Origin of the sequence: Streptococcus sp. VT 162 (assembly GCA_000688775.2) — a bacterium.
Lineage (GTDB): Bacteria > Bacillota > Bacilli > Lactobacillales > Streptococcaceae > Streptococcus.
Genome location: CP007628.2, coordinates 711,488 through 736,572, shown reverse-complemented (window position 1 = coordinate 736,572; position 25,085 = coordinate 711,488). Strand labels below are relative to the sequence as shown.

Below are 25,085 nucleotides of genomic sequence, written 5' to 3'. Positions count from 1 at the left end.
ATATAGCCATTATAACAGAATTTTATGAAAATTCCTATTATAGTAAATCACTATTTCAGTCTGGTAAAGAAAAAACGAATCCCATGATTCGTCTTTCTTGATAAATGAAAATTGATTTTGAAATTTATGAACGAATCTTTTGCAAATTAAGAACTGCATCGTGATTGATCAAGATTTGCCCATACTCTTGCAAGACTGAACGACTGATGTCACTGTCGTCTGCAAATTCACGCATACGAGCCAAGAGCCAAGCCGGATATGGACTTGGATGATTTTCCACATCGACTAAGATTGTCAAATAGTAGTGTCCATTCATCTTATAGAGTTCAGAGGTTTCCATCTGGTAGTTAACCGTCTTTGCAAAAGCAACTAAGTCAGCAAGGCTTGCAAAGCGCAGGATATAGTAGATATAAGGTTCTTTCTTACTCTCAGTCTCCTTGTCTGCCTGCTCTTGCTCTTCTTCCTTTGCTTCGACCTGCTCTAGAGATTGGATGGCCTCAATATCGTCCTTGGTTTTATCTGCAATGCTCTTTTCCAAGGTTTTGAGAAATTCATCCGGCGACATTTGGGCTAATTCTTCCATGTCTGGTAGATCCGCCAAATCTTCAAAATCCAGATTTTGGTCAATCTTGGATTTGGTCACAAAGACGTCCACCTTATCAGGTTTTGGCGTCACGCGGAAACTCAGCATGCCACTATCCAAGAAATTGTCTGGCATCTCTAACTCATCTAAAATAGCATAGAAAAACTCTTCAGTTTTTTCCTGAGGAACGAGAAAGTCTGCAATCTCCATTCCTCGGTCCATCAAATCATCTAAAGTCATCGTGATTTTCAGTGTTGTATCACTAATTTGTTTCATCTTCATATCTAGTAACCTCATACTTTCAGTCTATCTATTATACTAGATTTTTACGATTTTATCAAAAGAATGAAGCGAGAATGTGATATAATACTAGATATGATTTTAGATTTAAGAAAGAAAGTTCAATGAAAAATATAAAAGTAAATGCCTTGGCCAGCTTGCTGGTCAATATTCTCAATATCGTTTTTCCACTGATAACCAATCCTTATCTGACACGGATTCTCAGCAAATCCAACTACGGTTATTTCAATACAGCCAATACCTGGGCAAGTTTCGTTATTCCACTAGCTGCCTTTGGGATATACAACTACGGGATTCGAGCTATCAGTAAGGTCAAGGATGACAAGAATAAAATCAACTACGTCTTTTCTAAGTTGTTTTATATCTCGGTTTTCACCTCTCTCCTGACCACTGGTATCTACTTCCTCATTATCTTCTTTGACACTAGCATTGAGAATCTGAAAGTCCTCTACTACATCCTAGGGGCTCAAGCACTCTTCCAATTTCTCAATATCGAATGGATGAACGAGGCTTATGAAAATTATGCCTTCATCCTCTATAAAACGTTAATTATTCGAATTACCATGCTAGTCGCTATCTTCGCCTTTGTTAAAACGGCAGATGATATTGTTCCTTATGCTATCGTTATGACAGCGACCACTATCCTCAACTACCTGCTCAGTTTTCTTTGGATCAAGAGAGAAGTTTCTTTTGTTAAGATCGGTTTCGTAGAACTTGCTAAAGCTTCTAAACCACTCTTCACTATGCTTCTCTTAGCAAATGCTAATATGCTTTATACCTTGCTAGATAGAATGTTTATCACCAAGGGACCAGATGAAAACTACATTTCTTATTATACAATTGCCTATAGTATCGTCATGTTGATTGCCAGTGTCTTGAGTGGAGCTATCAACGTCAGTATTCCACGCCTTGGCTACTATCTCGGTAAAAAGGATTACAAGTCCTATAATTATCTCGTGAATCAAGCGGCATCCTTATTCTATTTCCTTATGGTTCCAACTAGTATCGGGATTATGATATTGGGACGGTACGCAACTGTTATTTATTCTTCTGAAAAATATCTTGAAGCGGGTATCGTAACTAGCGTCTTCGCTTTTCGTACCATCATTTGGGCTATAGAGTTGATTCTTGGTAAACAGATTATCTTTATCAACGACCATGAAAATCGCTTAACAGCCTTCTACTTCCTTGGTGGTGGTGCCAATATACTATTAAATAGCATCTTGTATTTCAATAATATTTTTGCACCTGAGTATTACATCGCTACGACCATTATCGCAGAAACTATCGTTGTTTTACTTGAAATTCATTTTATCAAGAAACACCAACTGATTAGTTTAAAAGAAATTTTTATAACCTTAACACGTTATAGCCTCATATCCCTTGGTTTTATCCCAATCTTCTATATTTTCAAGATGATTTTCCAAATCAATTCCTACACAGTAAACTTCAATATGATTCTCATGGTTCTGTCTACCGTAGCAACTTGTGGTATCTATTACCTCTTGACCCTCTTTATTACCAAAGACAAAACACTCCACTATGCACTGAACCTTGTACTTGCTAAATTAAAACGAAATTAAAAAAATCCCCTACTGATAAATTAGTTGCCAGTAGGGGATTTCTTCTTTATTCGTTTTCTTTCTTTTCCGAAGCGTTGGCTTCTAGATTTGAATCTTGTTTAGGTTGTTCAACAATAGAGGAATTAGCTTCTTGTTTCTGTTCTGGCTTGACTGCCTCGCTATTTACAGCAGCAACAGCCTGTTTCCAGATACCTTCTTCGTTTACTTTGTAACCATCAGGTGTTGTTGCGTTCTTCAACAAAGAACCATCAGCTTGGAAATAGTACCAATTACCATCAAGCTGTTTCCAACCTGTCTGCATAGCTCCTGATTCATCAAAGTAATAATGATCACCATTTACTTTATGAAGGCCAACCAACATGATGCCATCTTCAGGATTTAGATAATACCAGACGCCTTTGTCTTTTATCCAACCAGTTTTCATGGCTCCATTTGATTCAAAGTAACGGTAATGATTATCAAACCATTTCCAGCCAGTTTGCATGGCACCAGATTTGCTAAAGTAATATTGCTTACCATCTACTTGATGGAGGCCGATTAACATAACGCCTTCCTTACCTTCAAGATAATACCAGGCATCACCATCTTTCAACCAACCAGTTTGGAGTGCGCCCGACGTAGCGTAGTAATGCCAAGAATCATTTGACCACTGCCATCCAACTTGCATAGTACCTGCAGAGCTGAAGAAATAGTTCTTACCGTCAATCTCTTTAGATCCTACAGCCATGATACCTGTTTCTGGATCCAAATAATACCATGATTCTTTATCTTTCAACCAACCAGTTTTCATAGCACCTGAGTTCGTATAGAAGTACCAGCTATTGTCTTGCCACTTCCAGCCAGTCTGCATGGCACCACTAGCATTCAAATAGTAACGAACACCATTTATATCTTGTCTGCCAGTTAACATGATGCCATCTTTATCCAGATAATACCATGTTTCCTGATCCTTGACCCAGCCGGTTTTCATAGCTCCAGAACTTGCAAAATAGTTCCAGTGACCATCAACAAATGCCCAGCCAGTTTGCATGATACCTTCTTGATTAAAGTAGTATGTGCTTCCATTGATATTCTTTTTACCGATGGTCTTTAGCCCATCCTCATCATAGAAATACCAATTTGAATCAATCTTTTGCCATGTTGAAGGCTTACCTGCTGTTTGGAGTGCACCACTTTCGCTAAAGAACATCTTCTTGCCATTATAGACTTGGTGTCCTGTTAGCATCTTCCCATCTGCCGCAAAGAGATACTTTTTCCCTCCAATTTCAGAGAGCTCGCTAAATCGTCTAGCACCATTTGATTGGATATAATACCAAGAGTCATCTAGTTTGAACCAACCACCAGTTTGCATTTTACCATTTTGGCTCAGATAGTAATCATTCCCTTTGGCATTTTCTCCCCAGTCGTCGTTAAGGTGAAGCCAGCGACCTGCTTGCATTTGTCCTTTTCCATTAAAGAAATAAGTGGCTCCGCCAATCTCTCTCCAGCCGATAGCCATTTCTCCGTCAGTCAAACGATATTTCCAATAACCATCTTCTTGATACCATTTTTCGTCAACTACAGGGATATTAGGGAAGGAATTTGAAACATTTGCAAATCCTTTATCGCTAATATCAAAAACGGTAGCGTCTTGAGTTTGGCTAGCAGCATGAAGAACCTGAATATTTTTCTTCTGAAGGTATTGTCTGGTTGAAGCAACATTAATATCTCCACCAGTTGTCTGAATAATCATTTTTGGTGATAAGTTTTCAAGGAAATTAATCGTATTTGAAATTGTCGCATCATAATGGTGGTTCCATTTCATCATATCAACCTTACCGATAACTGGACCTAACTTATCTTCTGCTCCTTCGGCATTATCCAAATCTCCACCAAGATAGATTCTCTTTCCTGCCACAGTCACCACTGAAACGATGGAGTTGGAGTTATCATCTCGAACTTTTTTCAGATTCCCTTCAGCATCATATTCATTCTTATAGTTGTAGAGTTGGATATCCATATCACCTAATTTTAGATGACTATCCTCATCTGAAATATTCTGGATAAGTGTAACTCCTCGTTTTTGAGCTGCTCTCAAAGCATTATCATAATTGAAAAGATTATCCCATAGTCCCCAGTTTGCTGTGATCCGATCATCTGAATATTTTTTCAAATAAAACTTACCGACTTGATATCGATTGAGTATTTCGTCTGCTCCACCAATATGGTCACTATGAACATGAGTTCCTATAATAAAATCTAATTTTTTTACACCTATTTGATCCAAGTGGCGAATCAATCGATCCTCCAATACTTGATAATTTCTCATGGAAATTCCCCAGCGGCTTGGATAGCGTGGGTCACTCCCATCAGGAAAATCATAGTCTTCTCCCATATCAATCAAAGCATAGTGACCATTGCTTTCCAGAAGGATGGCATCACTCCCAGATTTTGCTTTAGTATTTATGAAATGGATACGATTGCCCGAACCTGCAGAGATGGTATCTGCATCTACTCCTTGCGATAACTGAATCAGTAATAGAAAGAATGCGAGAACACTATAGCTGACTGATTTTAATAACCATTTATTTTTCACCTTGAAAACTCCTTTATCTTAACAATAAGCAACTTTTAAAAATCTAATCAATCCAATAATTTTTATCCCCTCCTGGGACTTGTTGCTCAATAGGTGGTGGAGTCATATAGTTTTCTCCAAATTCGTAGACAAGTATTTCATGGTATTTTCTCGGAACCTTGACCACAATGTTTTCATAAGGCATATCAATCAAATCATAGAGCCATTCTTTTTTTATACCATTTGGATAATAAGGGTCATAGATAGTACAAGTAAGATCTGTTGCTTGATCTACACTATACTTCAAAGCAAGGCTCTCTAATTTTTGATTCCATAGCTGTGGGGAAGTTAAGCGGAAAATAGCTGATCCCATATAACGAGGGAGGTTTTTAAGTCCACCATTCTCAGACTTGATCCCTTTAAAATTCAAAGAAGAAAGGCGAATGAAATATTTGTAGAGCTTCATTTTCTTACGGTCACTTTCCTGTGTTACGACACCATCATATGGAAAAATGTCAACGCAAGTTCCCAATACGACCGTTGGGTCTACGAGGTTAGCATCTCGACGAGTCCTTACATCATAGACTCTCATATAACTGTATGGATATCCCTTTGTTTCTCTGAATGAAATCAATTTGTAGTAGGGATGATTTTCATTTTGTAAAACCTTATACAGTTTTTCAAATTCATCACGCGCCAAGGAAATATCTGTATCATCATCCCAAGGGATAAATCCTTTATGGCGTACAGCTCCTAGTAAGGTTCCAAAATCAATAAAGTATTTGATTTGATGTTGTTCACAAAGCTCATGTAGATACTTTAAAATATCCAATTCTACTTGCTTGATTTCTTCAAGAGTTAAAGTTCTTTCAGACATAGGTTCTATTCTCCTAAATTTGACTATATTTTTAAACGTTTCTTAATCCCAATCCCGTCATTTAGACCTTTTAACAATCTTCCATAATTTAAAATCATGATGAGATACTCTTTGTTCAACCGGTGGCAATTGCATATAGTCTCCGTAGTCTGAGGTCAAAATTTCATGATAATTTTTCGGAATGGTAAATTCCTTACCTTCAAATGTTCCAGTAGTAACTTGTTCTAGCCATTCACGTCTCCACACTGGTTTGTTCATATCCTTGTAGATAAGATAATCCACCTGCTCATAATCTGAGACTTTACGGGATTTTGCAAGCTCCTCAATCTGGGCAACGTATTTGTTCGTATTGGTAAAATAGAAAATAATAACTGACACATAACGTAGCAGTGAATTCAGTACACTTTTCGTATTGGTAATGCCTTTAAAGGTGTAGCAACTCAATTGACGTTTCTTTATCAGTTTCGTCATCTTGTTTTTAAATTCTACGTCATCCTCGTAGCCATCTACAGGGAAAATATCTACATAGATTCCCATATTCGAATCGATGCGAACATCTTCTTCTAGCAAGTAAGTAAGGTTATCCTGCACTTTCATGAAGGGATAGACATAGTTGAGATTATTTTTATAAGACATGACCTCGTAACGTTCATCAGGGTTAGTGATAAGGTAGTCTTGCAACTTTTCATAATCTTCCCGTAACATGCAGATATCCATGTCATCATCCCAAGGGATAAATCCTTGATGACGTACAGCACCAATTAGACTTCCATATGCTAAGAAATACTTGACACCAATTTTCTGACAAACTTCATGAATATACTCCATGATTCCAAGTTCCATCTGTTGAATTTCATTGACATCTGTTACTTCTTGGTACCGAACTCCTTCATCCCGTTTGCAGACTACGAGTCCATAGCCAATCGCTAGCCAGAAGATGATATTAATAAAGTTGGTTGAATACATAATCTGACTTTCAAATAATTGACCAAACAAGATACCAAAGAATAGGATCATGATCAATTTATCAGTATTTTTCTTGGAAACAATCAAATACGTTAAAAAGCGCTTGATGACATAAGCCAGTACAAGAAGGAAGGATACCAAACCTAGAACTCCCGAACTGACAAATATGGTCACAAAAATGTTATGGAAATTCCCACCGATAAGGGAGTTTTGAATCTCAAATTTACTGAAATATTCTGCGTAATAATCTGGAACGTTTCGTACACCATAACCAAAAATTGGTTTGGCACTTCCCATCTTGATGGCATTTTTCCAGATATAGGTTCTACCACTTGGTGTTGTTTCGATCAGATGGAGCTCACCGTTTTTCTTAGTAACAGATGAATCTGTCTCAGCATAGGATTGTCCTTTGTTTAAATCTAAGACAGTCGCAGTTTCAGATGAGATATAGATTGAAGTTACATAGCTTAATCCAATATTAGTTGCAGTAATCAGCAAACCAGCAACTATAAAAGTGAGGAATCGTTTAACGATACTTCCTCTAGTAGCAAAGAAACTATAGAGTCCAATCATGAGAAGTAAAGAAAGTAAGGCTCCTCGACTTTGCATCGTTGCGAAGTAAACGAATTGAATCACATTGTTCAGTTTAAGATAAACAGAATATTTACTTCCTTTATGGATCAAATACATAGCCAAAATAATGCTAATGTATGAAAATATCGCACTAGCATTTGGATTGACAATCCCCCACAGACGGCCGTTCATGACACCATAGTAATAAGATTGTTCACCAATCTTAAATAGGATGAGGACTCTACTTATCAATAAACCAAACGCAAAAATTGCTGAAGAAAAAGATACAATTTGAACCGTATAGGCAATCCAGTCAAATAATTTTTTAAGTTGCCCTGATTGTAACATGGTAAATAATAAAACATAGGTTACCATGAAGAGGATTTCAATCACATTTCCAATCAGATGTCCAGAGCGATTGAAAATAGCTGATAGCAGATGACTTCCAGCTAAGAGTCCAAATAAGGATAGAAATTTGCGATCTACCGTGATTTCTTTCCACTTAAACAATAAGGTATAGCAAATATAAAACACTACAATCGCTGATAATCCCTTGTAGAGGGGATTTGCTATCTTATAAACCAGTGAACTCATACTTAAAATCGAAATGAAAACAAATAGATACGCAATCCATAGTTTTGATTTTTCAAAGTATTCATCCATTTTTGAAAAATTCATTTTCAACTCCTTCTCATGATATTAGTTTTTTAATCCAACAATTTTCTTATATAGCCATGGAGAAATGACAAGTGAAAGGATCGCTACCTTGCGAAAAGTGGTGAAATAAGCATCTTTCCATATTTCGCGTCGATGCTGAACAATCCAATTCCTCAGCTCGGCTTTCTCCTTTTGATACTCTTCACGTGAAGTAAAGATAATTTTATCGTAAACTGTGATGTACGACCAACACTCTCTATTTATTAATTCGTATTTTAAATTAGGGAAGGCTTGTGAAACTTGAGCAATTATTTGCTTATAAACTTCTATTGTGTCAAATACATATCGATTAACAGATGTTGTTGCACTTCCCTCACGATGATCATAATAATAAACAGGTTTGTCAATAAATACGCAACTGCATCTTGTCTTTAGTAGCAATTCAGTTAAAAACAAGGCATCTTCAGCTAGGTGATAATTGGTATTAAACTTTTCATCCGCAAGCAGGTCTCTCTTAAACAGTTTTGCGACTGGAAAAAATGATGTTCTGGTAGTCATCAGTAGTTCCTTCATGGTTTCTTCTGTTGACCAGAGTTCTGTTTTTTCTGAATGTGAAGGTAGGTCTGTTACAATTCCGTTTTTGATATGGTGCAGAGGAGCAATTACAAAGCCTACATTCAACCCTTCAGCTGCACTTGCTAAAGTAGCTAGGTAATCCTGGGTAACGAAATCATCGCTATCAATAAAGGTAACCCAAGAACCCGTCGCTAGCTGAATTCCCATATTTCTAGCATTTGAAACACCAGCATTTTCGATATGATAAACCTTGATATTCTCATACTGAGACGCTAAGTGATCACAGATCTGTCCACTGGAATCAGTAGAACCATCATTGATTAGGATTAACTCAAAATGGGCATAAGTCTGTTGAAGAATCGACTCCACACATCGCTCCAGATAGGCTTCTACATTGTAGACTGGAACGATAACGCTTATTTTTTCTCCCATCATGCTCCATATTCTCCCTTGTACTCTGTGTAGCTCTTGTCCATGTCCGCTATAATAGCATCATGATGCGGTACCTTCTTGTCTGTTGGTGGTGGTGTCATATAATCGCCAAAAGCAGTGCTGAGATAGGCATCATAACCGACTGGAATGGGCATCTCAGTTCCTTCAAATGGCAAGAAAAGATTGTCTTCAAAGGATGCGATCGGGTATTTGTTTCGCATGTAGCCGGGACCTGAGCATAATTCCGTAATTCCATCGCTCTCAGCCAGACCATACTTGGTCATTTCTTTTTCAGCTTTTTTCCAAATGCGATAACGTAGAGATTTTGGAGTCAGGCCGAGTAAGATGCGACTTCCCCATTTCATGACCGCACCATGCTTTTCTGGGATAGTTTGCGCACAAAAGAGTGAATAAATCAGGGCCCAACGAACCTGTTTCTTACGCTCAGCTGGATTTTTAGGATAATAATCCAATGGTAACACATCCAAGGCCAAACCGTGTGGTAAATCCAAATCCTTCTGATAAGGCTTGATACAAGTAGTTTCCTTGTCACGAATGGTAATAAAAAGGTTACGGTCTACAAAATCTTTGTTACTCTTTGACAAGAAATAACGCTCATCTGCATAACGAGGCCATAGTTCTGCTAATTTTTCATAGTCCTTACGTGGCATGAAAAAGTCTAGGTCATCATCCCAAGGAATGAAACCTTTGTTACGTAGGGCACCAATGGCTCCTCCACCACAGAGATAGCACAACAAATCATGTTCTTTACAAAATGCGACGAAATATTCAGCCATTTCCAGACTACGAGCCTGAATCGCTTTCAAATCACTCATGTCTCTCCTCTTCTGTCCAATAACGAGTTATATCGTTTTATTATACCATAAAAACGCCCTAAAAATCCATCAGATACTAAGAAAAATCAAAGCCTAAACCACTTTTTCACTGGTGATTCAAACTTTGATTTTTTTATAGTGTTCTATCTCATTCCAAAGGGGAAAATTTTTTCTCTACACAATCGCATCATAATCTTTTTCTTTCGTCTTCAAAGTCTCAACAACCTTTGTTGAATAAGGACCCTTCATCGTTGTATCGATTTGACTAGAAATCATCCCCAGTGCTGTCTTCGTTGCTTCCGCTTCTGTTTTGATTTTGATATCCCCATCAGACATCAAATTATTACGCTCATTCAATTTAACTGGTGCATAGATATGGCTGATTAGTAAACGTTCTAGTCCCTTCTCAATCTCAGTCATATTATTATTCATTCCCGAGAAGAAGTCATTAATCATTCCATCAAACATAGATTATCCCTTCCTTTTTTCTTGATTGAGTTTCATCTTTTGACGATGTAATGCATCTATATCATCTTCTAATTTTCGTCGTTCTTGTCTATACTCAATCTCTTCTTTTTCAAACCTTTGCTCCAAAGCGCGCTGATTTCTTGTAAATCCCATGGATACTGTCTGACTAAAGTGCGAACCTATTCTGTTTAACCGTTCTCTTTCTTCAGTAGTATCCACATCCACTTGTCCTAAGACATGTTGGACCATCTGGTACTTTCTCTCCAACATATGTAACAATTGATTCCGTTTTTGTTGAAGGTCTTCATATTGTTTTTCTCTTTGTTGGCGAATAGAGCGATTGCGTTCATCTAATAAATCTAGATTGTTTTGCTTTGTTCTTAATTCCTCCCAGATTACTTGATTTTCATCCATTCTTTAAAATTCCCTGCTAACTCTTTATCGTTATCTAATGTCTTTTGGACACCATCTGCTATTTGTTTTTCTAAACTTTGAAAATCTTCAGCTAATTTTTCTGCTTTTTTGATTTTTGGATAGAAATAATGATCAAGATCATCTACGATTGTCGTACGAGATACTCCTCCATCAGAATAGGCTGTCGCCACCTCTGTAGGTGACAAAATAAAACCAAAAGGAACTTGATAGGTACTCGCTACTATTTTCTCTGCTTTTTGGTGAGCTTTACGAACTATGGAGCGAATCTCTTCCTGACCATCATTCGCGACTTCATGCAATCCCGATGAAATCGTTAAGGCATGTTCGGAGTCTAAAAAGAGTTCCTCACCACTCGTATAACCACCTGAAGCCAATGCCTCTTTAGCCTTTGCGTAGTAATATAAGCCACTGGAAACCTTATCCAAAACAGAAGAATAACGTTTTTCAAAAGATGAGGTATCTTTTTTGATTCTGAGACTACCATCCTCATTAAAAACATAACCGCCCCACATGTGTTGAGAATAAATAAAATCTAACTGCTGTTCCGAGTCCACATGATACATGATACCTACTACACCGACACTATCCATTCTATTTTCAGGATAACCTAAAGGAACCATATCCTTATCATCAATGTAATTATGAATACGATACTTTATAGCATCCACACGTTGCCGTTGCTCTTTGTTCAAGACTGGATAGATATTCGGTCCTTGGTAGATATAAGCTCCTGAGATACGTGAAATGTCCCTAACATTAGCTAGGGCGTATTGGGCATTCATAGAACCAAGAGAGTGACCATAAACTGAGATTTTAGCGTTTGGATATCCCAACATTATATCATCTAAGATAGAGGCAGCCGCCTTCAACTGAGAGGTAACTCCTTCTTCACCTTTCAAAATACTCTGAGCCATGGGAAGGTCATTTTCAAGCCAATCCACTTCCCATCCTTCTTCAAATGGCGCTTTAGAACCTTCATAGAGAACAGACACTTCAGAATTGTCTGGACTCTCAACTACGTAAACCTTCAATCCTGTCTCGTTTTCGATCACCTGACGGACTGTGCCGATGTCTTCTAGCTCTCCTTTATCATTTTTAATAGTCAGAGGATCACTGGGTTCATAGACTGAATACTCCTCATTTGCTATACTTTGTCGCTCGTGATCACTGTAATCTCTACTCATTGTTTCTCCTTTATCAGATTGTGCAATTTCCCTGAGTATCCCCCACTGGAAAAATCTACCTTATTTGTTTGCGAGTTTTTCTCTAGGGTATACCTTACATACAGTTCATTATCTTCATTTACATAAACAGAAAAATTTATTCCCCCCATAGGATTATGTTGAATAGATTCTGTATCTATTTCATAAGACTGGATTACTCCTTTATTTGTAAAAGCTTTCCCATCTATGTAATTTAAATAATCCTCTATTATTTCTTTGACTTCCTCACTCTCTACAATTCTAACCATCTCGTCTTGTTCTACTTTTTTCATTACTTTATATCCTCCTACGCTTAGTCCAACGATAACCAACAAACTAGCTAAAACAATTCCTACAATTTTTCCATCTCATCGTGTTCTACTTGTTTCATTACTTTATATCCCCCTACGCTTAGTCCAACGATAACCAACAAACTAGCTAATGTGATTCCTATAATTTTTAATGACTTCATGGCATCTCCTTTATGGTATTTTACAAATATGTCATGCGCTGATTTACTTATAGTATACCACAAGCATTATATTATTACCCTTATAGTCAAATTGAAGATTCATCAGGTAGTTAAAAATCTAGTGGTACGCAAAAAATTCTTTTCATCAACTAAAAAACTGTTGATACAAATTTTTCGTTTGGTCTCGATTCAAAAACCTTCACTTTGTCATGTTCTCTTAACAAATTTCTTAAAAGGATTTCAAGTTAGAATATAATGAATGTGGTTTTGGAAACCACTATATAACATAAAAAGAGCATTTCCATTTCAGAAATACTCTTTTTTATATTTGGAATATAATTTTTACTAAGTTCTTTTGAGTTTTCTTAATAAAAGCATTCTATCTCATTCCCATTTGGGCGAGTTTGGTCTGGTATTTATTTTGATCAACTAGAAGTCCTTGTCCACCATAGATATCATAAGCGTCTACCCAGTCACCAAGTTCTGGGACAGTGAGTCTTTCAATGCCATTTTGAGCACCTTCTAGGACAGATAAGCCATTGGTCAACAAGAAGCTATATGGTAGATTTGTTGATGTCATGCCAAAGACTTTTCCAAGTGCCTCTGATCCCGTAAAGAGCTTGGTTGGATCTTTGATTTGCTCAAGAACAGCTGACATCACTTGTTGTTGACGTTTGGTACGGCCATAGTCTCCCTCATCATCATCACGGAAGCGAGCGTAGTTGAGCAAGGTGGATCCATTCATCTGCTGTTTTCCAACTTTGATGGTTTGGGTTGGCGATTCTGTCTCTGTTGCATGAAGGTCATCTCCAACTGTGGCTTCTGTCAAAGGTTGACCATTCAATGTTGAGAATTGAGCATCAATCGTTACTCCGTCAGGGAAGAGGGTATCAATAGCTGTTGCAAAGGCCTGGAAGTCGACCAGGGCGTAGTACTTAATATCCAAATCAAAGTTGTCTTTTAGAACCTTGCGGACCATTTCAGCACCTTTTTGCCCTTCTTGTTCCCCAAGTTCATAAGCAACATTTAGTTTGTTATCCGTCTGTTTCTGGCCATTTACAATCTTACTGTACCCGTCGATATAAACTAAGTTGTCACGCATAAAGCTGACTAGTTTGATCTTCTTATCCGATCCACTGACATTCAGTACCATGATTGTGTCGGTACGGGTTTCTGCACTATTTTGACCGATACGGCCATCTGTCCCCATGACTAGGATATTCACACCATCTTTGGTATCCTGACCGTTAAAGACCTCTACTTGAGCTGCCTTGGCGTCAGCTGGTTTATTTGTTGGATTGGCTGCTGACTGGAACCCTCGAAGAAACATGAAAATCATCCCTGCAGCCACACATGTAATCAACAGCAAGAACCAAGTCAATATTCGTTTGAAGCCAATTCTTCTCTTTTTCTTTTTGACTTTAGGTTGAGGAGCTACCTTTTCACGTTTCTTAGACCGACTTCTACTGCCATAAGTCGGAAGGTCAATGTCTCTACCCCAAGATTCTTCTTTTTCTTCTTGGTAGAAATGGTGAACTTCAGACTTGGGACCTGCCATCTTCTGTTGCAGATAATCAAACTCCCTCCGTTCACGGTCGTTGAGGTAATGAATATTTTTGAAGAGATAGTCATAACGTAACTGCTCGTGATGACTTAAAGGATTTTCTTTGCTCATTGACTCTCCTTTTCTAAATCAATTATGGTAAAAATCGGGTAGGTTCCCAGTATCTTGTGCTGGATCCCAATAGCTTCTAGTTCTTGTCTTGCAAAATGAACCAGTTCTTTGTCACTATAGTCTACATCGATAATGAAAAAGTATTCTCCCAAGGCTGTTTTAAGGGGGCGACTTTCAATCTTTGTTAAGTCAATCCCTCTCCAAGCAAAAGTCGAAAGTGCCTTGTAAAGAGCACCAGGTAGGTTGTCTGGTAAGGTCAAGGCCAAACTCATTTTTTCAGCTTGTGAGTTCAAAGGAACCTTCGGTATCTCTGCCCCTAACACCCAAAAACGTGTGAAATTGGCTTCCATTTCCTGAATATCCTCTGCAATTAATTCCAAGCCATATTCTTCAGCTGAACTTTTAGGAGCAATAGCTGCATAAGGATGATCTGGATGTTCTGAAATAAATCGAGCTGCATAGGCGGTACTGGCTGTTACCTCAATTTTGGCTTCTGGATAGTGTTCATCGATGAATTTTTTTCCCTGAGCCAAAGCCTGAGGATGAGAAAAGATCTTTTCAATTTTTGACTGACCTGGAACTGCCATCAGCTGCTGGTGAATGGGTTGAACAATTTCTGCAACTGCTTGGATGCGAGCCTGGTGAAAAAGGTAATCCAAACTTTCATGGACACTACCTTCAATGGAGTTTTCAACTGGTACCACAGAATAGTCCACCAAGCCCTGTTCATAGGCCTTGATGACATCTGTGATATTGGCAAAAGCCTGCAATTTCTCTTTGGGAAAAGCTGTCTGCACAACATGATGCGAAAAAGATCCCTTGGGACCTAGATAGGCAATTTTCATCTCAGTTCCTCTATAATTTCCTCTGGGCTTAACTTGGTCACATCTAGAACCCGACTGGCTACTTCCTCATACCAAGCTTGTCTTTCATGGAAAATAGCTGCTAGTTCTTCCTTACTTTTGTTAAGAAAGAGCGGGCGCTGATTGTCCTTATCAGCTGCGATACGTTGGTAGAGGGTTTCAAAATCTGCTTTTAGGTAGATGTTATCAGGATTGGTTTTAAGCAAGTCACGATTTCGCTGAGAAATGACAACCCCTCCGCCAGTTGACACAACTCGGTCAGTTTTTAGTAAGTCAGCTAGGACTTCTGACTCTACTTGGCGAAAGGCCACTTCTCCTTTTTCAGCGAAGAAATCCGCAATGGACATGCCCAAATGTTCCTCAATTAAGGTATCCATATCGATGTAGTCTGGGTCCAAGCCTCTAGCGATTGTCGACTTGCCTGCCCCCATAAATCCAAGTAATACCTTAGCCATGAATCAAGCTCTCCAAATCATCAAAGAAGCTAGGATAGCTGGTATTGATGGCTTCAGCACGGTCAAGTTCCACTTCTCCATCCGCAACCAAGAGGGCTGCAATAGCTGTCATCATTCCAATTCGGTGATCACCAAACGTATTGACTCTAGCGCCATGAAGGGCTGATTTCCCTTTGATAATCATCCCGTCTGCTGTAGGAGTGATGTCCGCTCCCATGCTATTTAAGGCATCTGCCACCACTTGAATGCGGTCGGTTTCCTTTACCTTGAGTTCCTCAGCATCCTTAATGACCGTTACACCTTGCGCTTGGGTCGCTAGAAGGGCAATAATAGGCAATTCATCAATCAAGCGTGGAATCAAGGATCCACCTATCTCCGTTCCTTTGAGGTCTGAAGATTCGACAGTCAGTGTTGCTGATTTAGCGACAGGATCGATTTCAATTATTTCTAGTTTTCCACCCATGGCGCGAATGACATCAATAATACCAGTACGAGTTTCATTGATGCCCACATTCTGCAGTACTACACGAGAGTTTGGAACAATCAAACCAGCGACCAACCAAAAGGCTGCACTGGAAATATCTCCTGGAACAACTACCTTTTGTCCGATCAGTTTTTGTGGTCCTTGAACTGTGATTTTCTTGCCTTCTACACTTAAATGGCCACCAAATTGTTGCAACATATCTTCGGTGTGGTTACGAGTACATTCTTTCTCGATAATAACGGACTCCCCCTGAGCCTGCAAGGCTGCAAATATCAAGGCAGACTTGACTTGAGCAGAGGCAATTGGCAACTCATAGTGAATCGGTTTTAAATTTTTCGTCCCTTTTAAGCGAAGAGGGGGCAGGTCTCGCTCCGTTTGCCCCGAAATGCTAACCCCCATTTTTTTCAATGGAATCGTCACACGATCCATAGGACGTTTAGAAAGACTGTCGTCTCCGAACATCTCTACTTCGAAGTCTGCACCAGCAAGGACACCTGAAATCAGGCGAATCGAGGTGCCAGAATTCCCCATATCCAAGGCATTTTGTGGCGCTTTTAAGCCATCCATGCCAACACCTTGAATGGTGATAACCCCATCTTTATCCTCAATTTCTACACCAAGATCACGAAAAACCTGCATGGTTGAAAGCACATCCTCTCCACGCAGAATATCATAAACCTTAGTCTCGCCCTCAGCCAAACTTCCAAAAATAATCGAACGATGGCTGATAGACTTGTCACCTGGAACCCGGATACTGCCATGTAAGTGGCGAATGTTTGTTTTTAGTTTCATAGTTGACCTCATACTTGCAATACTTTTTCTTATTTTATCACAAAAAAGCCAGAAATTCCTGAAATTTCTGGCTTTTATACAGATAAAATACTATTTCAATAATTCTGAAACAGGTTCAAAGACAATTTTCTCAATGTCCGAAAGGTAAATGGACAATTGTTGCTGTTTGGCAAAGAAATCTGACAAAAGAGCGTTCTCTTGGATTTGCTTACTGAAAGACTGCATCTTTTCTTGGAAAGAGGCGTCTGGCATTTGTCCCGTTTGCGCCATGACTTGGATTTCTTGTTGGAAAGCAAGGTAGTCTGCAAAAATCTTGCTAGCTTGTTCATCAGCTTGGATGGCATCTTTTGCTACCTTGACCGCCTTGTATTCTGGTAATTCGCGTAACCCGCGGCTAAGTTCATTTGCACTATCGTAAATATTTGACATGATTTTCTCCTTATTTGATGACGACTGTATAGTCCGTATTTTCTGTAATTAAGCGTTCAGCTCGTTCTAAATCTTGAGCATTTTTAAAGGAAATTTGTAGAATACCGTGAACATCTTCACGGTTTTCTTCGTTGATGTGGATATTAACCAAAGAAGTCCCACGTAGCAATTCCAAAATTCGCAAGATGACATCTTCTTCATCGGGAACATCGACATAGAGGTCGTAAGAGCTATCCACACCACCACGCTTATGTATTTCCATGGCCTGACGTTGCGCACGCGCTTGGTTGAAAAAGTTCCAGATTTGCTCTTCATCTCCCCTGCTGATGGCCTGACCAATCGCTTCCAAGCGTTCCTTGAAATCCGCAATTCGCTCTAGAATAGTCTCACGGTTAGACAAGAGAATAGAAGTCCACATACCTGGCTCGCTTTCCGCAATGCGAGTCATATCTCGAAATCCACCCGCCGCAAAGCGTCTTGCCATCTCATGTTCTTGAGCATAAACTGCTGTCTGCTCCATGAGACTGGAAGCCAGAATATGAGGAAAATGGCTAATCTGAGAAGTCACCCGATCATGCTCCTTGGCATCAATTTCGATAAAACGAGCATGAAGGCCTGAAAGCAGATCCTTCATTTCCTCAAGTGTGTCAGGACTTGTCAGGCTCGAAGGTGTGAAGATATAATAGGCATTTTCAAAGAGATTAACATCCGCAGAAGCAGCCCCTGTCTTGTGGCTACCAGCCATGGGATGAGCACCGACAAAGCGGACAGGCTTGCTAGCCAAATACTTCTCCGCTTCTTCCACAATGGCTGACTTGGTTGAGCCGGCATCCGAGATAATGACACCTTCTTTCAAGTCTAAATCTGCCAGCTCCTTAATAAAAGCAATGGTCTGTTTGATTGGCAAGGTCAGAATAATAACATCTGCTAGGGGAGCGAAACTAGCAAAATCATCTGTCGCACGGTCTATCATTCCTCGCTCCAAGGCAATGTCTCTCGAAGCCTGACTGCGATTATAACCCAAAATTTCATAATCAGGATGATCGCGCTTGATACCGAGTGCCATCGAAGCACCAATCAAACCGAGACCTGCGATATAGATGGTTTTTGCCATAAGGACTCCTTAATAGTTCTTTGTATAGTCTCGGTGCTTGGCAACTGCCTCTTTTAATTCTTCAAGATTATCTGATGAGAATTTTTCAAGGATTTCTTGTGCCAGAACCGTTGCTACAACGGCTTCCATGACCACACCTGCTGCTGGAAGAGCGGTCGGATCACTTCTCTCCACAGTTGCCTTGTAAGGTTCGTGCGTCTCGATATCCACACTCATAAGAGGTTTATAAAGAGTGGGAATGGGTTTCATGACTCCACGAACAACAATTGGTTGCCCATTGGTCATACCACCTTCGAAACCACCTAGATTATTGGTACGACGAGTATAGCCGTCTTCTTTAGACCAGAGAATTTCATCCATAACTTGGCTACCTTTTCGGTAACCAGCTTTAAATCCAAGACCAAATTCCACCCCTTTAAAGGCATTAATAGAGACAACTGCTTGGGCCAATCTGGCATCTAATTTTCTGTCCCATTGGATATAGGAACCGAGGCCAACTGGAACACCTCCGACGACTGTCTCCACAACCCCACCGATGGTATCACCGTCACGTTTGATTTGGTCAATATAGTCCTTGATTTCCTGTTCTCGTTCTTTGTTGACAATAGAAACTTCAGACTGGGCAGCTCGTTCCTTAATCTCAGCCACTGTCAGATTTTCAGGTACATCGATTTCCTTGCCACCAAAGACCACGACATGGTTAGCAATCTCCATATCTAGCTCAGCTAAGAGACGTTTAGCTACTGCCCCAACTGCAACTCGCATGGTGGTTTCACGGGCTGATGAACGCTCCAAGGAATTTCGCAAGTCATCAAAACGGTACTTGATGCCCCCAACCAAATCAGCATGACCTGGGCGAGGATGGGTAATTTTTCGTTTGCTTTTAAGGCGGTCTTCAATGTCCTCCGCAGACATGATATCCAACCATTTTTGGTGGTCCTTATTGATGACATCCATGGTAATAGGAGCCCCTGTCGTCTTCCCGTGCCGAACGCCCGAAGTAAAGACAACCTGGTCACTCTCAATCTTCATACGACCACCACGACCGTAGCCACCCTGACGGCGTTTAAGGTCTCCATTAATATCCTCTGCTGTCAAAGGAAGTCCAGCTGGAATTCCTTCAATAATAGCCGTCAAACGGGGGCCGTGTGATTCTCCTGCAGTTAAATATCTCATACGTTCTCCTTATTTTACCAAGTAGTCTTTCATCTCTTCCAGAGAAACTGGGTGAATGGTCGCTGAACCAAGCTCTGGAACTAAGACCAATTTCAAGGTGTTTCCACGCGCTTTTTTATCATGAGTCAAAGCTTGATAAAGTTTGTCAACATCCCAGTTTTCATAATCAACAGGCAAGCCAAATTTCTGGCACATCTCTGTAATGGACTGGGTTATTCCTTCTGGCATGAGGCCTTTTCCCTCAGCAACCTTGGAAATCTGAACCATGCCCATAGCCACAGCTTCTCCATGCATGACCTTGCCATAACCGGCAGTTGCTTCAATAGCATGACCAATAGTGTGCCCAAAATTGAGGTAAAGACGAACACCGTTATCCAACTCATCTTCGACTACCATCTTGCGCTTGACCTGACAAGAATGTTCAATCAAAGTCTCTGCATGCTCCAAAATGCTCTCTACAGAACCATCTAGCTCCTTTAAGAGAGCCCATAGTTCTGGATCCTCAATCAAGCCGTACTTGATAACCTCACCCATTCCTTCAATCAACTCTCTTTTTCCGAGTGTTTCAAGGACCAGCGGGTCAATCAGAACCCCATCTGGTTGGGCAAAAGTTCCCACCATATTTTTAGCAAATGGAGTGTTGACGCCTGTCTTTCCACCGATAGAAGAATCTACTTGGGCTGTCAAGCTAGTCGGAATCTGAACAAAGTGAATCCCACGCATATAGGTAGAGGCTACAAAACCAGCCAGATCCCCAACGACACCACCACCAAGAGCAACGATTCCATCACTACGAGTTAACCCTTGCTTGACTAAAAATTCATAGACTTTCTGAACAGTCGTTAAATTTTTTCGTTCTTCGCCTTCTAAGAAATCAAAAACAGCTACCTGAAAACCAGCATCTTCTAGGCTGAGTTTAATCTTCTCTGCATAGAGAGAAGCTACATGGTTGTCGGTTACGATAACCACTTTTTGTGGTTGCCAGAGTTCTCGCAACCATTGACCAGCCTGAGCCAGACAACCTTTTTCAATCTGAATATCATAAGGATGATGCGGAATATCGATTCTGATTTTCATAGTAGAGTCTCCTTTTCATTATTGGTATTTTTCTGTTAAAGACTGCCAAATCTCATCTGTCGGCATTTCTTTTCCTGTCCACAGTTGAAAAGCTTCAGCAGCTTGATAGAGCAACATCCCCAGGCCGTTGACAGCTGGATTGCCCTGGCTTTTAGCCCATTTCAAAAATGGCGTCTCAAAGGGTTGGTAAATGATATCTGCGACCAAGAGAGCCTCTGGCAAATTGATGCTTTCTGGAACCGGGGACGACTGCCCATCCATCCCTACACTGGTCGCATTGACGAGCAGGTCTGACTCGGCAATCCTTGCTTGCAGTTCAGAAACATCTTCTAAAGCATACAAGTGCACTTTAAAGCCTGTTTGCTTCTGTAACTTGTCCAGATAAGGTCTTGTTTTTTCCATGGAAACTGAACGAACAAAGACTGAAATCTGACTGGCCCCGTCCAAAATGGCTTGTGCCAAAATGGATTTGGCCGCACCACCTGCACCCAAAATGGTCATTGTTTTACCTGAAATTGTAAAAGAAGGCAAGCTCTTAAAGAATCCCTTGCCATCTGTATTATATCCAATTAAAGTGCCATTATGATTAACAACCGTATTAACCGCCCCAATCAAACGAGCCTCATCACTCAACTCATCCAGATAAGGAATCACTTGCTCCTTGTAAGGCATAGACAGGTTGATGCCAAACATCTGGTAACGGCGAATATTGGCGACTGTTTCTGCCAAATCACCCGCTTCAATCTCCCAAGCTACATAGGCACCATTAATAGCTGTCGCCTCAAAGGCCCTATTGTGGATAAAGGGTGAAATAGAGTGTTTGATGGGATTGGCAACAACTGCAGCTAAACGTGTATAGCCATCAAGCTTCATCCAAAATCTCCCTGATTTTCTTCATGTTTGATAGCGAAATCTGACCTGGGGCACTCGCTTCATCCAGACTAGCAAATGACCAACTCGAACCCGTCACATCTGAAGTAATGCGTGATACCTTGCCCATTTTCCCCATGGAAATGGTCACGTACTCTTGCTCAGGATTGAGTGTTTTAAATCCTCGAGTGTAATTCATCAGGTCTAAAACATCCTGCTCCGTATGAGCCATAACTGATACCTTGACCACTTTGGGAGAGAGACTGGTCAACTCAGACAAAATTTCCATCATGTTTTCAGGTGTCTCCTGGAAATTATGGTAACTCAAAACAAGATTTGGAAAATCCAACATTTCCTCAAAAACGTCCTTGTAGCTGAAATACTCAAAATCTACATAATCCGGCTGATAAAGCTGAGTAACTTCCTTGATGATTTGAACATACTCTTCTGAGGAAAGTTCGATTTCTCCTCCCTCAGCGCGAGTCCGAAGGGTAAAGACAAGTTCGCGTCCTGCAAATTTCTCAAAGATAGCGGGTGCTACCTGTAAAATAGCGTCCTTTGTAAGAAAGTCCGCACGCCACTCAATGATATCGGCATCTTCATACCTAGTAGCATCCAGTTCTTGCGCTTCTTCTAAACTTCTTGGCATCACTGAAACGATTAATTTCATCTACTAACCTTCATACTAATCACCTTGAGGTAATTACTGCTTTCATCTTTTTTATTATAGGCAAAGTCTGCTGGAAGACCATATTGGTTTAAAATTTGATATTTTCTTCCTGCAAAACCTTTATCAATTTGTTCTGTAAATTTCTGGCGGGAAACATTGGCAGCATTGGTACTGGCAATGATAATGCCTCCCGGATTTAAAATCTCTAGACTCTGGGAAATCAACTTGTGATAGTCCTTAGCTACAGAGAATGTTTGTTTTTTATTGCGGGCAAAGCTCGGCGGATCAAGCACAATCACATCATAGGTCAAGCCTTTTCGCTTGGCATACTTGAAGTACTCAAAAACATCCATGACGATAAAACGATGATTGTCCATGCTGAGTCCATTTGCCTGAAAATGAGCTTCTGACAGCTCTCTAGACCGTTTGGCCAAGTCGACAGAAGTTGTCTCACTCGTACCTCCCATAGCTGCAGCAACTGAAAAGGCCGCCGTATAGGAAAACATATTGAGCAAGGATTTGCCCATGGCTAGACCGTCAACCAGACTCCCACGAACCTCATGCTGGTCTAGGAAAATCCCGGTCATCAAGCCATCATTCATAAAGACTTGATAGAGCACGCCATTCTCAAGAACAGTAAAGTAATCTGGCGCTTCCTCACCATAAACATAGGCAGACTCGTAGTCTAGACCTTTAAAACGAATCTTTTCATAAGCACCCAAGACCTCAGGAAAAACTTCCTTAAAAGCCTTTACAATCAGCTCACGAATCTGGTAAACAAAGGAGTTGTACCAAGAAAAAACAGCATAATCTCCATAGAGATCAATAGTCAGACCCCCAAAACCATCCCCCTCTTGGTTAAAAAGGCGAAAAGCAGTGGTCAAGTCATCCTGATAATAAGGCTTTCTAGCTTCCTTGGCCTTACGAAACAGGATTTCAAAAAAGGCTTGATTGAAACCAACCTTTTCCTTGCTGACCAACCAGCCAATGCCCTTGTTCTGCTGAGAAAGATAGGCACTCCCTAAAAACTTCCCGTCTTGACTAAGAACTTCTACTGCCTGATCCGTCAGTTCAATATCTGTTAAATCACTTGCCTCCAAAAGAACTAGACCCTTAGCTAGCTTTTTTTCAACACGTCTGCTGACCCTAATTCTATTCATAGCTACTATTATAGCAAATTTTGTGACAATTCTCAAAAAAGAAACCGTTTAACCATTTGTACTTTAGTTTACTGAGTGTCATTTTTGTTCAAATAAGTTTATTCCATTTACTTTTTCACCAAAACATTCTTTCCCTTATAATGGAAAGAGAGATTCTATTCGCTAAAAATAGACAAAAACAGAAATGAGTATAGAATCTTGCGCAAACGTTTGCCTAGTTCTAAACTTTATGGTAGAATAAAACACAACATTGATAAGCAAGAGGAAAAACAATGCAAAATCAGACACTTATGCAATACTTTGAATGGTATTTGCCTCACGACGGCCAACACTGGACGCGACTGACAAATGATGCAGAGCACCTAGCAAACCTTGGTATCAGCCATGTCTGGATGCCACCTGCCTTCAAGGCAACCAACGAAAAAGATGTCGGCTATGGTGTTTACGATCTTTTTGACCTAGGAGAATTTCAGCAAAAAGGGACTGTCCGTACCAAGTATGGGTTTAAAGAAGATTATCTTCAAGCCATTCAAACCCTAAAGGCACAGGGAATTCAACCTATGGCCGATGTGGTGCTCAATCACAAGGCTGCTGCCGATCATATGGAAGCCTTTCAGGTTATTGAAGTGGACCCTGAGGACCGTACCGTTCAACTAAGCGAGCCCTTTACTATCAACGGCTGGACTCACTTCACCTTCGATGGTCGCCAAGATACCTACAATGACTTCCACTGGCACTGGTACCACTTCACAGGTACGGACTACGATGCCAAGCGACGTAAGTCTGGCATTTACCTGATCCAGGGAGACAATAAAGGCTGGGCAAATGAGGAATTGGTCGATAACGAAAACGGTAACTACGACTACCTCATGTATGCTGACCTAGACTTTAAGCATCCTGAAGTCATCCAAAACATCTATGACTGGGCTGACTGGTTCATGGAAACGACTGGTGTTGCTGGTTTCCGCTTGGATGCCGTTAAGCACATCGACTCCTTCTTTATGGGCAATTTCATCCGTGATATGAAGGAAAAATACGGTCAAGATTTCTATGTTTTTGGTGAATTTTGGAATCCAGACAAGGAAGCCAATCTAGACTATCTCGAGAAAACAGAAGAACGCTTTGATCTTGTCGATGTTCGTCTCCACCAGAACCTCTTTGAAGCCAGTCAAGCTGGAGCAAGTTACGACCTTCGTAACATTTTCACAGATAGCTTGGTTGAACTCAAGCCTGACAAAGCAGTCACTTTCGTTGACAACCATGATACCCAACGAGGACAAGCCCTTGAGTCTACTGTTGAAGAATGGTTCAAGCCAGCAGCCTATGCCCTCATTCTATTACGCCAAGATGGTCTTCCATGTGTCTTTTACGGAGACTATTACGGCATTTCAGGGCAATTTGCTCAACAAGATTTCAGAGAAGTTCTTGATCGTCTCCTAGCCATCCGAAAAGACAGGGCATATGGGGAGCAAACAGACTACTTTGACGATGCCAACTGTATCGGTTGGGTTCGTTCAGGTGCTGAACATCAATCTCCAATCGCTGTCCTCATCTCAAATGACCAAGAAAACAGCAAATCTATGTTTGTCGGGCAAGAATGGGCTGACCAAACCTTTGTTGACCTCCTTGAAAATCATCCAGCACAAGTTACAATCAACGCTGAAGGTTATGGAGAATTTCCAGTAGCAGCGGGTTCAGTCAGTGTTTGGGCAACAAAATAAACCTATCAGTTACAAGTCAAATCCAAGCGGATTTGGCTTTTTAAGTAGGCAAAAAGACCTACCCAAATGGATAGATCTTTATTGT

Annotated in this window: 23 protein-coding genes; 2 read left to right on the top strand and 21 right to left on the bottom strand. The window is 40.3% G+C overall.

The features are described from left to right. Positions 1 to 124: 124 nt before the first annotated feature. The gene (locus tag V470_03510; GenBank protein ID AHZ47505.1) at positions 125 to 865 is read right to left on the bottom strand and encodes an adapter protein mecA; all 741 of its coding nucleotides are present in this window, start codon (positions 863 to 865) and stop codon (positions 125 to 127) included. A gap of 122 nt (positions 866 to 987) precedes the next feature. Here V470_03510 and V470_03505 point away from each other — a divergent pair, with 122 nt between their 5' ends. Beyond that, positions 988 to 2,466, top strand: coding sequence for a virulence factor MviN (locus V470_03505; GenBank protein ID AHZ47504.1), 1,479 nt, complete (start codon positions 988 to 990; stop codon positions 2,464 to 2,466). 46 nt (positions 2,467 to 2,512) lie between these two features. Here the strand turns inward: V470_03505 and V470_03500 are convergent, their stop codons facing one another. The 20 genes from V470_03500 to V470_03405 all read right to left on the bottom strand — a co-directional run bounded on the left by V470_03500 (position 2,513) and on the right by V470_03405 (position 23,279). After that, on the bottom strand, positions 2,513 to 5,041 hold the full coding sequence (locus tag V470_03500) for a choline-binding protein E (protein ID AHZ47503.1): 2,529 nt from the start codon (positions 5,039 to 5,041) through the stop codon (positions 2,513 to 2,515). A 43-nt stretch (positions 5,042 to 5,084) separates the two neighbouring features. After that, entirely contained in the window at positions 5,085 to 5,897 is an 813-nt protein-coding gene (locus V470_03495) for a lipopolysaccharide cholinephosphotransferase (GenBank protein AHZ47502.1), read from the bottom strand. Between the two features lie 57 nt (positions 5,898 to 5,954). Then, on the bottom strand, positions 5,955 to 8,114 hold the full coding sequence (locus V470_03490; GenBank protein ID AHZ47501.1) for a lipopolysaccharide cholinephosphotransferase: 2,160 nt from the start codon (positions 8,112 to 8,114) through the stop codon (positions 5,955 to 5,957). Positions 8,115 to 8,135: 21 nt separating this feature from the next. Then, on the bottom strand, positions 8,136 to 9,104 hold the full coding sequence (locus tag V470_03485) for a capsular biosynthesis protein CpsI (protein ID AHZ47500.1): 969 nt from the start codon (positions 9,102 to 9,104) through the stop codon (positions 8,136 to 8,138). Continuing rightward, positions 9,101 to 9,937, bottom strand: coding sequence for a 2-C-methyl-D-erythritol 4-phosphate cytidylyltransferase (locus V470_03480; GenBank protein AHZ47499.1), 837 nt, complete (start codon positions 9,935 to 9,937; stop codon positions 9,101 to 9,103). The genes V470_03485 and V470_03480 overlap by 4 nt, the downstream gene beginning before the upstream one ends. A 174-nt stretch (positions 9,938 to 10,111) precedes the next feature. Further along, a complete protein-coding gene (locus V470_03475) occupies positions 10,112 to 10,405 on the bottom strand; it encodes a hypothetical protein (protein AHZ47498.1) in 294 nt (97 codons plus the stop codon). 3 nt (positions 10,406 to 10,408) lie between these two features. Continuing rightward, a complete protein-coding gene (locus V470_03470; GenBank protein AHZ47497.1) occupies positions 10,409 to 10,819 on the bottom strand; it encodes a hypothetical protein in 411 nt (136 codons plus the stop codon). After that, a complete protein-coding gene (locus V470_03465; protein ID AHZ47496.1) occupies positions 10,801 to 12,024 on the bottom strand; it encodes a triacylglycerol lipase in 1,224 nt (407 codons plus the stop codon). The genes V470_03470 and V470_03465 overlap by 19 nt, the downstream gene beginning before the upstream one ends. After that, positions 12,021 to 12,401, bottom strand: coding sequence for a hypothetical protein (locus V470_03460; protein AHZ47495.2), 381 nt, complete (start codon positions 12,399 to 12,401; stop codon positions 12,021 to 12,023). Before V470_03460 ends, V470_03465 begins: the two co-directional genes overlap by 4 nt. Positions 12,402 to 12,893: 492 nt before the next feature. Beyond that, positions 12,894 to 14,189, bottom strand: coding sequence for a LytR family transcriptional regulator (locus V470_03455; protein AHZ47494.1), 1,296 nt, complete (start codon positions 14,187 to 14,189; stop codon positions 12,894 to 12,896). Further along, entirely contained in the window at positions 14,186 to 15,034 is an 849-nt protein-coding gene (locus tag V470_03450) for a prephenate dehydratase (protein ID AHZ47493.1), read from the bottom strand. The genes V470_03455 and V470_03450 overlap by 4 nt, the downstream gene beginning before the upstream one ends. Beyond that, the gene (locus tag V470_03445) at positions 15,031 to 15,507 is read right to left on the bottom strand and encodes a shikimate kinase (GenBank protein AHZ47492.1); all 477 of its coding nucleotides are present in this window, start codon (positions 15,505 to 15,507) and stop codon (positions 15,031 to 15,033) included. Before V470_03445 ends, V470_03450 begins: the two co-directional genes overlap by 4 nt. After that, complete coding sequence (locus tag V470_03440) at positions 15,500 to 16,783, bottom strand: 3-phosphoshikimate 1-carboxyvinyltransferase (protein ID AHZ47491.1); 1,284 nt, start codon at positions 16,781 to 16,783, stop codon at positions 15,500 to 15,502. The genes V470_03445 and V470_03440 overlap by 8 nt, the downstream gene beginning before the upstream one ends. A 90-nt stretch (positions 16,784 to 16,873) precedes the next feature. Next, positions 16,874 to 17,212, bottom strand: a complete 339-nt coding sequence (locus V470_03435) for a hypothetical protein (protein AHZ47490.1) — start codon at positions 17,210 to 17,212, stop codon at positions 16,874 to 16,876. Positions 17,213 to 17,222: 10 nt separating this feature from the next. Further along, positions 17,223 to 18,326 (bottom strand): prephenate dehydrogenase, encoded by a 1,104-nt coding sequence (locus V470_03430; GenBank protein AHZ47489.1) that lies wholly within the window; start codon positions 18,324 to 18,326, stop codon positions 17,223 to 17,225. Positions 18,327 to 18,335: 9 nt separating this feature from the next. Next, positions 18,336 to 19,502, bottom strand: a complete 1,167-nt coding sequence (locus V470_03425) for a chorismate synthase (protein ID AHZ47488.1) — start codon at positions 19,500 to 19,502, stop codon at positions 18,336 to 18,338. A 9-nt stretch (positions 19,503 to 19,511) separates the two neighbouring features. Then, positions 19,512 to 20,579, bottom strand: coding sequence for a 3-dehydroquinate synthase (locus tag V470_03420; GenBank protein AHZ47487.1), 1,068 nt, complete (start codon positions 20,577 to 20,579; stop codon positions 19,512 to 19,514). A gap of 18 nt (positions 20,580 to 20,597) precedes the next feature. Further along, complete coding sequence (locus tag V470_03415) at positions 20,598 to 21,452, bottom strand: shikimate dehydrogenase (protein ID AHZ47486.1); 855 nt, start codon at positions 21,450 to 21,452, stop codon at positions 20,598 to 20,600. After that, entirely contained in the window at positions 21,442 to 22,119 is a 678-nt protein-coding gene (aroD, locus tag V470_03410) for a 3-dehydroquinate dehydratase (GenBank protein ID AHZ47485.1), read from the bottom strand. Before aroD ends, V470_03415 begins: the two co-directional genes overlap by 11 nt. After that, positions 22,116 to 23,279, bottom strand: a complete 1,164-nt coding sequence (locus V470_03405) for an SAM-dependent methyltransferase (protein ID AHZ47484.1) — start codon at positions 23,277 to 23,279, stop codon at positions 22,116 to 22,118. The genes aroD and V470_03405 overlap by 4 nt, the downstream gene beginning before the upstream one ends. Before the next feature lie 272 nt (positions 23,280 to 23,551). Here V470_03405 and V470_03400 point away from each other — a divergent pair, with 272 nt between their 5' ends. After that, positions 23,552 to 25,000 carry an alpha-amylase gene (locus V470_03400; protein AHZ47483.1) on the top strand — a complete coding sequence of 483 codons (1,449 nt, stop codon included), beginning with the start codon at positions 23,552 to 23,554 and terminating at the stop codon, positions 24,998 to 25,000. Positions 25,001 to 25,085: the final 85 nt, after the last annotated feature.

Coding starts and splice junctions, on each gene's coding strand:
- V470_03510 (AHZ47505.1), bottom strand. CDS start 865: ATGAAGATGAAACAAATTAGTGATACAACACTGAAAATCACGATGACT.
- V470_03505 (AHZ47504.1), top strand. CDS start 988: ATGAAAAATATAAAAGTAAATGCCTTGGCCAGCTTGCTGGTCAATATT.
- V470_03495 (AHZ47502.1), bottom strand. CDS start 5,897: ATGTCTGAAAGAACTTTAACTCTTGAAGAAATCAAGCAAGTAGAATTG.
- V470_03490 (AHZ47501.1), bottom strand. CDS start 8,114: ATGAATTTTTCAAAAATGGATGAATACTTTGAAAAATCAAAACTATGG.
- V470_03485 (AHZ47500.1), bottom strand. CDS start 9,104: ATGATGGGAGAAAAAATAAGCGTTATCGTTCCAGTCTACAATGTAGAA.
- V470_03480 (AHZ47499.1), bottom strand. CDS start 9,937: ATGAGTGATTTGAAAGCGATTCAGGCTCGTAGTCTGGAAATGGCTGAA.
- V470_03475 (AHZ47498.1), bottom strand. CDS start 10,405: ATGTTTGATGGAATGATTAATGACTTCTTCTCGGGAATGAATAATAAT.
- V470_03470 (AHZ47497.1), bottom strand. CDS start 10,819: ATGGATGAAAATCAAGTAATCTGGGAGGAATTAAGAACAAAGCAAAAC.
- V470_03465 (AHZ47496.1), bottom strand. CDS start 12,024: ATGAGTAGAGATTACAGTGATCACGAGCGACAAAGTATAGCAAATGAG.
- V470_03455 (AHZ47494.1), bottom strand. CDS start 14,189: ATGAGCAAAGAAAATCCTTTAAGTCATCACGAGCAGTTACGTTATGAC.
- V470_03450 (AHZ47493.1), bottom strand. CDS start 15,034: ATGAAAATTGCCTATCTAGGTCCCAAGGGATCTTTTTCGCATCATGTT.
- V470_03445 (AHZ47492.1), bottom strand. CDS start 15,507: ATGGCTAAGGTATTACTTGGATTTATGGGGGCAGGCAAGTCGACAATC.
- V470_03440 (AHZ47491.1), bottom strand. CDS start 16,783: ATGAAACTAAAAACAAACATTCGCCACTTACATGGCAGTATCCGGGTT.
- V470_03435 (AHZ47490.1), bottom strand. CDS start 17,212: ATGTCAAATATTTACGATAGTGCAAATGAACTTAGCCGCGGGTTACGC.
- V470_03430 (AHZ47489.1), bottom strand. CDS start 18,326: ATGGCAAAAACCATCTATATCGCAGGTCTCGGTTTGATTGGTGCTTCG.
- V470_03425 (AHZ47488.1), bottom strand. CDS start 19,502: ATGAGATATTTAACTGCAGGAGAATCACACGGCCCCCGTTTGACGGCT.
- V470_03420 (AHZ47487.1), bottom strand. CDS start 20,579: ATGAAAATCAGAATCGATATTCCGCATCATCCTTATGATATTCAGATT.
- V470_03415 (AHZ47486.1), bottom strand. CDS start 21,452: ATGAAGCTTGATGGCTATACACGTTTAGCTGCAGTTGTTGCCAATCCC.
- aroD (AHZ47485.1), bottom strand. CDS start 22,119: ATGAAATTAATCGTTTCAGTGATGCCAAGAAGTTTAGAAGAAGCGCAA.
- V470_03405 (AHZ47484.1), bottom strand. CDS start 23,279: ATGAATAGAATTAGGGTCAGCAGACGTGTTGAAAAAAAGCTAGCTAAG.
- V470_03400 (AHZ47483.1), top strand. CDS start 23,552: ATGCAAAATCAGACACTTATGCAATACTTTGAATGGTATTTGCCTCAC.